Raw genomic sequence first — 11,894 nt, forward strand, 5'->3', positions numbered from 1 at the left:
GCGCGAGGAGTGAGCTTGCGAGCCCCGCAGTCGCGAACGAAAGGCGGGCCCCGATGAGCGCGAGGAGTGAGCTTGCGAGCCCCGCAGTCGCGAACGAAAGGCGGGCCCCGATGAGCGCGAGGAGTGAGCTTGCGAGCCCCGCAGTCGCGAACGGAGGGCTGCACAGGTGAGCGCGACGCCGATCAGTCGGTATGACGGGATGCAGGTTTCCGGCGGTGTGCAGGTGCGGATCACCGCCGATCGGGTTCGGCGGTGGGAGTTCGGTGCCGCGTCGTTCGCCCGGCGGGGTTACGACAACGCTGACGTGGACCGGTTCCGGGTGCAGGTCGCTGACGAGTTGGACTTGTTGGCGACGCAGATCGCGACGTTGCGGGCGGAGAACGAGCGGCTGACCGACCGGGTGGAGTTGCACCGGCACGGGGTGATTCCGAGTACCGGGGCGGCGGCGAAGGTGCCGGCGGCACGGGAGGTGAATCTGCTGTCGGCGGCGCAGCGTGAGGCGGAGCAGATCATCGCGCAGGCGCACGACTACGCGCGGCGGGTCGCCGAGTACGCCCGGGTGCAGTATGAGAGTTATCTGCACGCGGCGGAGGCCGAGGCGAAGCAGGAGGCGGAGCGGGCGGTGGCGGAGTACCGCAGCGCGGCGGGGTCGAGCTTCGACGACACGGTGGCGACTCGGGAGGCGTTGCGGATCTTCGGCGAGATGATGGTGTCGCACATGCAGGCGGCGGCGCGGCATCTCGACGACGGCAGTGAGCAGTTGGCCCGCACCATGGATCGGATCGCGGCGGAGACGCCGGGGGCACCGTTCGTGGGTGGGGTGGTGGGGCAGTCGGCGTTGCCGCGGCACCAGCAGCGGTGAGCGTCGCGGCGGGGTTCGCTGACGGGACCGCGCTCGGCGCGTTGGTGGCGGTGGCATAGTCGGAGGTGCCAGGCGGGGTTCGTGATCCACGAGCGGGGTCGGCCCGTGACCCGCCCCTGGGAGAGGCGTCTTCGTGTCTGTGTCACCGTCCCCACCCGCCGGGTCGCCGGATCCGCTTGCCGCGTTGGAGGCGTCGGCGTGGGCCCTGGCCGCCGCGGTCGCCACCATGAGTGAGGCTCTGTCGGCGCCGCTCGCCGAGGTCGTCGAGGCGTCGCCGCACCGTAGTGCGGTGCTGGAGGCGGCGGGGTTGCTCTCCTGGGAGGGTGGGGTGCCGGTCGCGCACCCGTCGCTGGTACCTCCCGATGGGCCGACCGGGCTCAGCGCGGTGCAGGCGCGGTTGAGTTCGCTGCGGCAGGCGGTCGCCGCGGCGGCGCAGGAGGCTTCGACGCCGGGCGGGGTCGGCTGGGCGGAGTTGGACGACGAGGTGTTGCTGCATCAGGGTCGGGCGTCCGCGGCGACGGGGCGGGCGTTGGCGACCCGGGTGGTGCCGGAGTTGCCGGGGCTGGCGCAGCGGTTGGCCTCGGGGGACGCCTTGGTTCTGGACATCGGCACGGGTGTGGCGGCGTTGGCCGTCGCTCTGGCTCGTGAGCTGCCCCGGGCGTCCGTGGTGGGCATCGACGTTCTGCAGCGCGCGTTGGACCTCGCCGGTGGGGAGTTGGCGCAGGCGCGCGACGTCGCGGACCGGATCGTCCTGCGCCTGCAGGACGTCGCGGAGGTGGACGAGCCGGGGGCGTTCGATCTGGTCTGGCTTCCGGCCCCGTTTCTTCCCGAGGAGACGTTGACGCTGGCCCTGCCCCGGTTGGTCGAGGCGCTGCGGCCGGGTGGTTGGCTGGTGGCGGGGACCAATCCGCCCGCCGGGGATGCGTTGCGGGCGGCCGTGGGCCGGTGGAACGCGGTGCGCAACGGCGGCAACGCTTTTGACGCGGACCGGATGGCGCAGGTGTTGGCCGCGACGGGGTTGGCTGATGTGCGCCGGTATCCGACCGTCCCGGGAGGGCCGGTGCTGGTCGCGGCGCGCCGTCCGGACGCCTGAGGCTGCCGGGGAGGGTCAGCTCAGCGTCGGGTGGCGGCGGCGCGGATGGCGTCGGTGATCGGGGTGGGCCCGTCGACGAGTTCGAGGGTCGCGCCGGTGGTGCCGGGCGCGTCGAGTAGCGCGGCGAGGACGTGGGCGACGTCGGTGCGACTGATCGCGCCCCGGCCGGCGTGTCGGGTGAGGGTGACCCGTCCGGTGGGTGGGTCGTCGGTGAGCCGGCCGGGTCGCAGCACCGTCCAGGCCAGGTCGCGGCCGCGCAGGTCGTCTTCGGCGGCGCGTTTGGCGCGCAGGTACGCCGCCCACACGTCGTCGGTGCCGGGGGCGGGTGGGTCGTCCACGCCCATCGAGGAGACCAGTAGGTAGCGGTGGACGCCGGCTTGGGTGGCGGCGTCGGCGAGCAGCGCGGCGGCGGCCCGGTCGACGGTGTCCTTGCGGGCGGCGCCGCTGCCGGGGCCGGCCCCTGCGGCGAAGATCACCGCGTCGGCGCGGTCGAGGTGCGCGGCCAGTTCGGTGACCTGGGTGTGTTCCAGGTCGCAGACGACGGGGGTGGCGCCGGCGGCGCGCAGCGTCGTGGCCTGCCCGGGGTTGCGGATGAGGCCGACGGGGGTGTCGCCGCGGCCGGCGAGGTGGCGTTGCAGCAGCAGGGCGATCTTGCCGTGGCCTCCGGCGATGACGACGCGCATGGGCTCAACCTACCGGCGGCGCGGTGGCGGTGCCGGTAGCGGCTTGACCTTGCCCTTCGGGCAACGCTGAGCCTGGTGGGTGCCGGTCGCCGTGACCGGTACGAGGAGGATGTCGACGTGGGGCTCATGACCATCGGGGCGTTCGCCCGGGAGGTGCGGCTGACGCCGAAGGCGTTGCGCCTGTACGACCGGGTCGGGTTGCTGGTGCCGGCGGCGGTCGATCCCGAGTCCGGGTACCGGCTGTACGACCCGGCGCAGTTGCCGGTGGCTCGGCTGGTGGCCCAACTGCGTCGGATCGGCATGCCCTTGGCGACGATCCGGGTGGTGTGTGGCCTGGAGCCCGCCGCGGCGGCGGAGGCGGTCACCGCGTACTGGCGGCAGGTCAGCGTCGACACCGAGGCGCGCGCCCGGCTCGCCACCGTCCTCGTGGACCACCTGTCTGAAGGGGGCACCACCATGTCTGAGCCGAATCCGACCGTCGCCGTCCGCTCGGCGGCCCGTGCGGACATCGGGCTGGTACGCGACAGCAACGAGGACGCCGCGTACGCCGGGGAGCGGTTGCTGGCCGTGGCCGACGGTATGCGCGGGCCTGGCGGCGCGGCTGCCAGCGCCGCCGCGATCGACGCCCTCAAACGGGTGTCGCCCACCGACGTGCCGGGCGCTGACCTGCTGAGCGTGCTGGCGGGTGCGGTGGGCGACGCCGACCGCGCCGTTCGCGGGTTGGCGACCGACGCCGACCAGCCGGTGACCACGCTGACCGCGATGCTGTTCAGCGGTTCCCGGCTGGCGTTGGTGCACGTCGGGGACACCCGGGCCTACCTGCTGCGCGGCGGTGAGCTGTCCCTGCTCACGCAGGATCACACCTGGGTGCAGGACCAGGTGGATCAGGGCAGGCTCGACCGGGAGCAGGCCGCGACGCATCCCCAGCGGGCGGTGCTGGTGCGTGCCCTCGGTGGGGGTCGGCAGGTCGAGGCGGACCTGGCGTTGCGTACCGCGTTGCCCGGTGACCGGTATCTGCTGTGCTCCGACGGGCTGTCCGCGGTCGTCGACCGGGCCGACCTGCGCGCGGCGCTGGCGGCGACGGACGATCCGCGGGACACGGTGCGGGAGCTGATCGGGTCGGCGCGGGCCGGGGGCGCGCCGGACAACATCGCGTGTGTCGTCGCCGACGTCGTCGCGGTGTAGCCGCCGCTGCCCCGCGGCGGGCTCGGGTTGCCGGCCCGTCGCGGGGTTCGGCGTTAGCGGACGGGTTGAGGCAGCATGGAGAGGTGATGGAGAGCCTCGACGCGTTGACCTCGCTGGTGGCGGCCGGTGGGGTGGTGGTGCTCAGCGGCGCCGGCCTGTCCACCGAGTCGGGGATTCCGGACTACCGGGGGCCCAGCGGGGTGGCGCGGCGGCACACGCCGATGACCTTCCAGGCGTTCACCCGGGATCCGCTGGCGCGGCGGCGGTACTGGGCGCGTAGTCACCTGGGGTGGCGGTTGATCGCGGGCGCGGCGCCCAACGCCGGGCACCGGGCGGTGGCCCGGCTGCAACACGCCGGTCTCATCGACGCGGTGATCACGCAGAACGTCGACGGTCTGCACGGCGCGGCCGGCAGCACGTCGGTGATCGAGTTGCACGGTCGTCTGGACGAGGTGACCTGCCTGGACTGCGGCAACCTGACCTCCCGGGAGGAGTTGGACCGGCGGCTGCGCGAGGCCAACCCGGATTTCGTGGCCCGCGTCGCCGCGGTCAACCCGGACGGTGATGTGGATCTCCCCGACGAGCAGGTGGCGGCGTTCCGGCCGGTGGACTGCGGGATCTGCGGCACCGGGATGGTGAAACCGGACGTGGTGTTCTTCGGCGAGACGGTGCCGCCGCAGCGGGTGGCGCGGTGTTTCGCGGCGGTGGAGCAGGCCCGGTCGTTGCTGGTGCTGGGGTCGTCGTTGACCGTCATGTCGGGGCGCCGGTTCGTGATCCGGGCCGCGAAACGGGGCATCCCGGTCGCGATCGTCAACCAGGGTCCGACCCGGGGTGACGGCCACGCCACCGTGTGCGTGGACGCCCCGTTGGGCGTGGTGTTGCCGCAGGTGGCGGCGCGGGTGGGCGCCGGCGCGCCGCTCGGGGTGTGACCGGCCGGGCACCCCGGGTGCGTTCCCCGGGTCTCCGGGGGTAGGACATCTGCCGGAAACACCAACGCTGGTAGCGTTGGGCACGCCGGTAACACCCACGTGGGAGAGACCGCCCGACAGCACGCAGGGCGGCGCCGAAGGGGCAAATCCTCCCCGGAACCTCTCAGGCAAAAGGACCTCGTGGGCAGGCACTGTGGAGCGCCCCTGGTGGGTGCGACAGAGGGGGAGGCCGACACGTCGACCTCGCCCCGGGAGTGCCCCTGATGACCGTAGAGCAGTTCGCCACCCGTCACATCGGTCCCGGCCCCGACGACGAGCGTCGGATGTTGGAGGTCGTCGGGCACGACTCGATCGACGAGCTGATGGACGCCGCGATCCCCGAGGTGATCCGCTGGCACGGCACCCTCGACCTGCCCGACCCGGCCACCGAGGCCGAGACGATCGCCGAGCTGCGGGCGCTCGCCGCGCGTAACACCGTCGCCGTGTCCATGATCGGGTTGGGGTACCACGGCACGCACACCCCGGCGGTGATCCGCCGCAACGTGCTGGAGGACCCGGCCTGGTACACGGCGTACACGCCGTACCAGCCGGAGATCAGCCAGGGCCGGCTGGAGGCGTTGCTGAACTTCCAGACCATGGTCACCGACCTGACCGGATTGGCCACCGCGAACGCCTCGATGCTCGACGAGGGCACCGCGGCGGCGGAGGCGATGACCCTGGCGCGGCGGGCCTCCAAGAGCAAGAGCGGTGTGTACGTCGTCGACGCCGACGCGTTGCCGCAGACCATCGCCGTGATCACCAGCCGCGCCGAGCCGCTCGGTATCGACGTGCGGGTCCTCGACGTCGAGCGCGACGAGTTGCCGGCGGAGTTCTTCGGCCTGCACCTGCAGTACCCGGGGGCGTCCGGGGCGGTACGCGACCACGCGGCGCTCGTCGAGGCGGCACACGCCGTGGGTGCCCTCGTCACCGTCGCCGCGGACCTGCTGGCGTTGACGCTGCTGCGCGCGCCGGGGGAGATCGGCGTGGACATCGCCGCCGGCACCACCCAGCGTTTCGGCGTACCGATGGGCTTCGGTGGGCCGCACGCGGGTTACCTGGCGGTGCGCGCGGGCCTGGAGCGGATGCTGCCCGGGCGCCTGGTCGGGGTGTCGCGTGACGCGGACGGCAACCCGGCGTACCGGTTGGCGTTGCAGACCCGGGAGCAGCACATCCGGCGGGAGAAGGCGACCAGCAACATCTGCACCGCGCAGGTGCTGCTCGCGGTGATGGCCGGCATGTACGCGGTCTACCACGGTCCGGACGGGTTGCGCAGCATCGCGACGCGTACCCATGGCATGGCGGCGCGGCTCGCGGCCGGGTTGCGCGCCGGTGGCGTGGACGTCGCGGACGTCGCGTTCTTCGACACCGTCACCGCGACCGTGCCGGGGCGGGCCGCCGAGGTGGTGGCCGCCGCCGCGCAGCGGGGGGTGAACCTGCGGCTGGTCGACGCCGACCGGGTGGGGATGTCCTGCGACGAGACGACCACCGAGGCGCACCTTCAGGCGGTGTGGGCGGCGTTCGGGGTGCCCGCGTTCGACGGGGCCGTCGACGCGGCCCTGCCGGGCGCGCTGACCCGCGGCGGTGACTTCCTCACCCACCCGGTGTTCCGCAGCCACCACTCGGAGACGGCGATGCTGCGCTACCTGCGCCGGCTGTCGGACTTCGACTACGCCCTGGACCGGGGCATGATTCCGCTCGGGTCGTGCACGATGAAGCTGAACGCGACCACCGAGATGGAGCCGGTCAGCTGGGCGGAGTTCGCGCACATCCACCCGTTCGCGCCGGACGCGCAGACCGCCGGGTACCGGGAGATGATCGGTCAGCTGGAGTCGTGGCTGGCCGAGGTGACCGGCTACGACGCGGTCAGCGTGCAACCCAACGCCGGTTCGCAGGGTGAGCTGGCCGGGTTGCTGGCCATCCGCTCGTACCACGCGTCGCGGGGTGAGACGCACCGCGACGTGTGCCTGATCCCGTCGTCGGCGCACGGCACGAACGCGGCCAGCGCGGTGATGGCCGGCATGCGGGTCGTGGTGGTGGCGTGCGACGACGACGGCAACGTCGACCTCGTCGACCTGGACGCGAAGATCGACAAGCATCGGGACGCGCTCGCCGCGATCATGGTGACGTACCCGTCGACGCACGGCGTGTACGAGACCGGCATCGCGTCGCTGTGCGCGAAGGTCCACGACGCCGGTGGGCAGGTGTACGTCGACGGGGCGAACCTCAACGCCCTGGTCGGGTTCGCCAAGCCCGGCAAGTTCGGCGCGGACGTGTCGCACCTGAACCTGCACAAGACGTTCTGCATCCCGCACGGCGGCGGTGGCCCCGGTGTGGGCCCGGTGGCGGTGCGCGCGCACCTGGCGGCGTTCCTGCCCGGTGACCCGCTGGGCGCGCACGCCGACGCGACGCCGGCGATCTCGGCGGCGAAGTACGGGTCGGCGGGCATCCTGCCGATTCCGTGGGCGTACCTGCGGATGATGGGCGCCGAGGGGCTGACCCGGGCGACCGGCGTGGCGGTCCTCGCCGCGAACTACGTGGCGGCGCGGCTGCGCGGGCACTTCCCGGTGCTGTACGCCGGCAACAAGGGCCTGGTGGCGCACGAGTGCATCCTCGACCTGCGGCCGTTGACGAAGGCCACCGGGGTGAGCGTGGACGACGTGGCGAAGCGGCTGATCGACTACGGGTTCCACGCGCCGACGATGTCGTTCCCGGTGGCGGGGACGCTGATGGTGGAGCCGACCGAGAGCGAGGACCTGGCCGAACTGGACCGGTTCTGCGACGCGATGATCGCGATTCGGGCGGAGATCGAGCAGGTGGGTTCCGGGGCGTGGCCGCTAGGGGACAACCCCCTGGCCAACGCGCCGCACACCGCGGCGATGGTCACCGGTGACGAGTGGTCGCACGCGTACCCGCGGTCGGTGGGCGCGTACCCGGCCGGGGTGGACCGGGCCGGGAAGTACTGGCCGCCGGTGCGGCGCATCGACGGCGCGTACGGCGACCGGAACCTGGTCTGCTCGTGCCCGTCGCCGGAGGCGTTCGAGGACTGACGACGCCGCTGTCGTCGTACGACTGGCGGCGGCGCGCCGGGGCGGGCGGTACGAGCCGCCCCGGCAGCCGCGGCGACCTGGGCGGGCGTCCCTTACCGGGGGACTGGCCTGGCCGACGGCGGCTATTCGGTGACGCTCAGTGGTCGGTCAGGCGACGAGAGCGTGACGGGCGGGGCCGCGGTGCGGTGCGATGCTGCTGCCGTCGGGGAGCAGCTCGCCGGTGTCCTCGAAGACGATGACACCGTTGCAGAGCAGGCTCCAGCCCTGCTCACGGAAGCAGGCGAGGACCCGCGCGGCTTCCCGGTCGGTGGCTTCAGCGGAGGGGCAGGTCGGTTGGTGCTGGCACATCGGGTTCTCCGGACTGTGGGGGCACTGTGTCATGGTTCACATGACCAGTGACGCACAGTACCAAGCGAAAGTGTCCAGCATCGAGCAGGTATCCGCCTGGTGCCCGGGAAATCCACTGAACGGATGAGGAAGGTTGGACCATACGGCGTGGAAACGCTCCCAGACGTGTGCGCCGCGGCGGTCGGCCGGACCGCGTCGATCGACGTGCCCGCCGCACCGGCCGCGTGCCGGGGCGCGCTCACCGAACGCGCCCGCCTGCACTGGTCCCGCGGCGACGGCGGCGACCCCGCGGCCCTCGCCGAGGAGTTCCTCGCCGCGCACGGCCTACCCCTGCACGACCTGACCCGACCGGTCACCGGCCACCACGGCACCGGCGCCTGCGGCGCGGCGCTGTACCTGTCCGCCGCCGCCGGGGCGCTGCTCGCCGGCGCCCCCACCGCAGGACCCGAACCCGCGCCGACCCTGCCCGACCTCGCCGTCGTCGTCTACCAGCACGGCACCGCGCCAACCACCCCGCCCGACCCGCCGGCGCCCTGGCGGCTCGGCGAGTGGACCGAGAGCTGGACCCCCCAGCAGCACGCCGCCGCCGTCGACGCGATCCGCGCCGCCATCGGCCGCGGCGACGTCTACCAGGCCAACCTCGTCGGCCACGCCTCCGCCCCCTACACCGGCGACCCACTGCCCGCCCTGACCCGCCTCGGCGCGCTACCCGGCGCCCGCTACGGCGGCGTCCTCACCGGCGACGGCTGGGCCATCGGCTGCGCCTCCCCGGAAACCCTCGTCGAGGTCACCGACGGACACGTCATCACCCGCCCCATCAAGGGCACCCGCCCGGCCACCGCCGCCGGCCGCGCCGAACTGCTCGCCAGCGCGAAGGAACGCGCCGAACACATCATGATCGTCGACCTGGAACGCAACGACCTCGCCCGCATCGCCCGCACCGGCACCGTCACCGTCGACGACCTGTTCGCCGTACGCCGCTGGTGCGACCTGTGGCAGGCCGAATCGACCGTCCGCGCCACCGCCGCCGACGGCCTCGGCCTCGCCGACCTGCTCCGCGCCACCTGCCCCGGCGGCTCCGTCACCGGCGCCCCGAAACTCGCCGCCCTGACCCAGATCAACAACCTCGAACCCGTCGGGCGGGGCGCCAGCATGGGCGCACTGGGCTGGGTCGCCCCGGGCCGCGTCGACCTCGGCCTGACCATCCGCACCGCCGCCGCCGACGGCCGACGGCTGCACACCTGGGCCGGCGGCGGCATCACCTGGGACAGCGACGCAGCCGCCGAGGTCGCCGAGGCCGCCGCGAAGACCGCCCCGATCCGCGCCACCCTGGCCGGGCGCTGACCGCAGCACCGCACGGCGATACGCTGACCCGCATGACCATGCGGCCCATCCGGATCATCGGCGACCCTGTCCTGCGCACCGAATGCGAACCGGTCACCAGCTTCGACGCCGAACTGCGCGCCCTCGTCACCGACCTGATGGACACCCTGCTCGGCGCCCCCGGCCGCGCCGGTGTCGCCGCACCACAGATCGGCGTCAGCGCCCAGGTGTTCGTCTACGACGCCGACGGTCACCGCGGCCACCTCATCAACCCCACCCTGGAGCTGTCCGACGACCTCCAGGACGACGAAGAGGGCTGCCTGTCCATCCCCGGCCTGTACTTCCCGACCGTACGGGCCCTGCACGCCACCGCCCACGGCGTCGACCAACACGGCGAACCGTTGACCATCGCCGGCAGCGGGTTCCTCGCCCGCGCCCTGCAACACGAAACCGACCACCTGCGCGGCCGGCTCTACGTCGACACCCTGCGCGGCGACACCCGCCGACGCGCCCTGCGCGAGATCCGCGCCGGCCGCTTCGACTCACCCAGCCGCCGCGGCTAGGCCACCCACTGGTCGTGGCCCAGCTTCGCGACCAACGCCAGCACCACCACCAGCAACACCACCCGCACGAACCCGGACCCCCGCCGCAACGCCATCCGCGCACCCACCACCGCGCCGGCGATGTTGCACACCGCCATCCCCGCGCCCAACAGCCACCACACGTGCCCGGTCAACCCGAACACCACGAGCGCGCCCAGGTTCGTCCCCGCGTTGACGACCTTCGCCATCGCCGAACCGTGCACGAAGTCCGCGCCGATCACGGTGGTGAACGCCAACACCAGGAACGTGCCCGTACCCGGCCCGATCAACCCGTCGTACAGGGCGACACCCACCCCGGCCACCGCGACCACCACCGCCACCCGCAGCGGCGTCCGCCTCGCCGGCACCGCCACCACCCCCAGCCGGGGACGCAGCAACACGAACACCGCCACCGACACCAACACGACCAACACCACCGGCCGGTACGCCGACGCCGGCACCGCCCCGGCGAGAGCGGCGCCCACACCCGCGCTGAACACCGCCAACCCCGCCGCCGGCCCCGCCACCCGCCAGTCGAGCTTCGTCCGCCGGGCATACGTCGACGCCGCCGTGGCCGTACCGAAGATCGCGGCCAACTTGTTCGTGCCCAGCGCGGTAGCCACCGGCAAACCGGGGGCGGCCACCAACAACGCCGGCAGCAACAACAACCCGCCACCACCGACCACGGCATCGACCCACCCGGCCATCGCCGCGGCGGCCAGCAGGGTACTCAGCGATACGGCGTCCACGGGCGGCAATTCTCCCCACCAGCAAGGGCGCGACCGGCCCCGAGTGGCCAGCCTCACCTCACCGACCCCTGCTACGCCGCAACCACACCCCCAACGCGCCAACCGCCACGAACACCAGCACCGAGCACAGCAGCACCTTCACCACCCGGCAACCATGCCACGGCCACGTAAGGTGCAGGAGTGCGCCTGGCCACCTTCAACATGCTGCACGGACGGTCCCTCACCGACGGGCTCGTCGACTCCGACCGACTCACCGCCGCCATCCGCGCCCTCGACGCCGACGTACTCGCCCTGCAGGAGGTCGACCGCGACCAACACCGCAGCGGCAACCTCGACCTCACCGCCCTGGCCGCCCACGCCCTCGACGCGCCCCACCACCGCTTCGCCGCCGCCGTCGTCGGCACCCCCGGCGAACAGTTCCGCCCACTACGCCACGAGGACGACGGCCACGGCGAACCCTGCTACGGCATCGGGCTGATCAGCCGACACCCCGTACGCAGCTGGCAGGTCACCCGACTCAAACCGGCGCCCGTACGCTCACCGGTCTACGTACCCGGCCCCCGCGGCGGCCTCGTCCTGCTGCACGACGAACCCCGCGTGGTCCTCGCCGCCGTCCTGGACACCCCACACGGCCCACTCACCGTCGCCGCGACCCACCTGTCCTTCGTGCCCGGCTGGAACGCCCGTCAACTGCGCCAGACCGTCCGCGCCCTCCGCGCACTACCGGCACCCCGCGTCCTGCTCGGCGACCTCAACCTGCCCGCCGGCGCGGCCCGGCTCATCTCCGGCTGGCGCCCCCTGGGCCGACGCCCCACCTACCCGTCCGGGCAGCCCCGCGTCCAACTCGACCACATCCTCGCCGACCGGCACGCCCTCCAAACCCTCCCACCGGTACGCGCCGTCACCGCGCCACCATCCACCATCTCCGACCACCGACCCCTGCTGGTCGACCTCGGCTGACCGGTCGGACACGACACCACCGCGGTCCGAGGTGGGCTCACCGACACCACCGCGTTGCGTCACCGCCGCCCGGAGCCGGGGGAGCAGCACACCGA

The 11,894-nt window shown here is 73.2% G+C and carries 11 protein-coding genes and 1 riboswitch; of the genes, 8 read left to right on the forward strand and 3 right to left on the reverse strand.

Annotated features, from left to right (window positions below; all coding sequences use genetic code 11):
• The first annotated feature begins 166 nt into the window (after positions 1-166).
• Positions 167-862 carry a cell division protein DivIVA gene (locus AB0J33_RS27945; RefSeq protein ID WP_363617528.1) on the forward strand — a complete coding sequence of 232 codons (696 nt, stop codon included), beginning with the start codon at positions 167-169 and terminating at the stop codon, positions 860-862.
• A gap of 133 nt (positions 863-995) precedes the next feature.
• Positions 996-1,955: a class I SAM-dependent methyltransferase gene (locus AB0J33_RS27950; RefSeq protein ID WP_363617530.1), complete on the forward strand. Its 960-nt coding sequence runs from the start codon at positions 996-998 to the stop codon at positions 1,953-1,955.
• 20 nt (positions 1,956-1,975) lie between these two features.
• On the opposite strand, the gene AB0J33_RS27955 is transcribed toward AB0J33_RS27950, so the two are convergent.
• The gene (locus tag AB0J33_RS27955; RefSeq protein ID WP_363617532.1) at positions 1,976-2,638 is read right to left on the reverse strand and encodes an NAD(P)H-binding protein; all 663 of its coding nucleotides are present in this window, start codon (positions 2,636-2,638) and stop codon (positions 1,976-1,978) included.
• A gap of 117 nt (positions 2,639-2,755) precedes the next feature.
• On the opposite strand from AB0J33_RS27955, the gene AB0J33_RS27960 reads away from it, so the two are divergent.
• The 3 genes from AB0J33_RS27960 (at position 2,756) to gcvP (ending at position 7,838) form a co-directional block, all read left to right on the forward strand.
• Positions 2,756-3,823 (forward strand): MerR family transcriptional regulator, encoded by a 1,068-nt coding sequence (locus AB0J33_RS27960; protein WP_363617646.1) that lies wholly within the window; start codon positions 2,756-2,758, stop codon positions 3,821-3,823.
• An 86-nt stretch (positions 3,824-3,909) separates the two neighbouring features.
• Positions 3,910-4,752, forward strand: coding sequence for an NAD-dependent protein deacetylase (locus AB0J33_RS27965; RefSeq protein WP_363617534.1), 843 nt, complete (start codon positions 3,910-3,912; stop codon positions 4,750-4,752).
• Positions 4,753-4,842: 90 nt separating this feature from the next.
• Positions 4,843-4,941, forward strand: a riboswitch (glycine riboswitch).
• Positions 4,942-5,015: 74 nt separating this feature from the next.
• Positions 5,016-7,838: an aminomethyl-transferring glycine dehydrogenase gene (gcvP, locus tag AB0J33_RS27970; RefSeq protein WP_363617536.1), complete on the forward strand. Its 2,823-nt coding sequence runs from the start codon at positions 5,016-5,018 to the stop codon at positions 7,836-7,838.
• A 147-nt stretch (positions 7,839-7,985) separates the two neighbouring features.
• Here gcvP and AB0J33_RS27975 read toward each other — a convergent pair whose 3' ends face one another.
• Positions 7,986-8,186: a DUF5999 family protein gene (locus tag AB0J33_RS27975; protein ID WP_007460326.1), complete on the reverse strand. Its 201-nt coding sequence runs from the start codon at positions 8,184-8,186 to the stop codon at positions 7,986-7,988.
• 96 nt (positions 8,187-8,282) lie between these two features.
• Here AB0J33_RS27975 and AB0J33_RS27980 point away from each other — a divergent pair, with 96 nt between their 5' ends.
• Together AB0J33_RS27980 and def are read left to right on the forward strand one after the other, a co-directional pair.
• On the forward strand, positions 8,283-9,530 hold the full coding sequence (locus AB0J33_RS27980; RefSeq protein ID WP_363617648.1) for a chorismate-binding protein: 1,248 nt from the start codon (positions 8,283-8,285) through the stop codon (positions 9,528-9,530).
• A 32-nt stretch (positions 9,531-9,562) separates the two neighbouring features.
• Positions 9,563-10,072 carry a peptide deformylase gene (gene def / locus AB0J33_RS27985; protein WP_363617538.1) on the forward strand — a complete coding sequence of 170 codons (510 nt, stop codon included), beginning with the start codon at positions 9,563-9,565 and terminating at the stop codon, positions 10,070-10,072.
• On the opposite strand, the gene AB0J33_RS27990 is transcribed toward def, so the two are convergent.
• The gene (locus tag AB0J33_RS27990; protein WP_363617540.1) at positions 10,069-10,839 is read right to left on the reverse strand and encodes a TSUP family transporter; all 771 of its coding nucleotides are present in this window, start codon (positions 10,837-10,839) and stop codon (positions 10,069-10,071) included. The genes def and AB0J33_RS27990 overlap by 4 nt on opposite strands.
• A gap of 180 nt (positions 10,840-11,019) precedes the next feature.
• Here AB0J33_RS27990 and AB0J33_RS27995 point away from each other — a divergent pair, with 180 nt between their 5' ends.
• Positions 11,020-11,799, forward strand: a complete 780-nt coding sequence (locus tag AB0J33_RS27995; protein ID WP_363617542.1) for an endonuclease/exonuclease/phosphatase family protein — start codon at positions 11,020-11,022, stop codon at positions 11,797-11,799.
• Positions 11,800-11,894 lie beyond the last annotated feature (95 nt).

The organism is Micromonospora sp. NPDC049645, assembly GCF_040675155.1.
Taxonomy (GTDB): Bacteria; Actinomycetota; Actinomycetes; order Mycobacteriales; family Micromonosporaceae; genus Micromonospora.

Bases quoted from the DNA above. Each gene is read 5' to 3' on its own strand.
- AB0J33_RS27955 (WP_363617532.1), bottom strand. From the start codon at position 2,638: ATGCGCGTCGTCATCGCCGGAGGCCACGGCAAGATCGCCCTGCTGCTG.
- AB0J33_RS27965 (WP_363617534.1), top strand. From the start codon at position 3,910: ATGGAGAGCCTCGACGCGTTGACCTCGCTGGTGGCGGCCGGTGGGGTG.
- gcvP (WP_363617536.1), top strand. From the start codon at position 5,016: ATGACCGTAGAGCAGTTCGCCACCCGTCACATCGGTCCCGGCCCCGAC.
- AB0J33_RS27975 (WP_007460326.1), bottom strand. From the start codon at position 8,186: ATGTGCCAGCACCAACCGACCTGCCCCTCCGCTGAAGCCACCGACCGG.
- def (WP_363617538.1), top strand. From the start codon at position 9,563: ATGACCATGCGGCCCATCCGGATCATCGGCGACCCTGTCCTGCGCACC.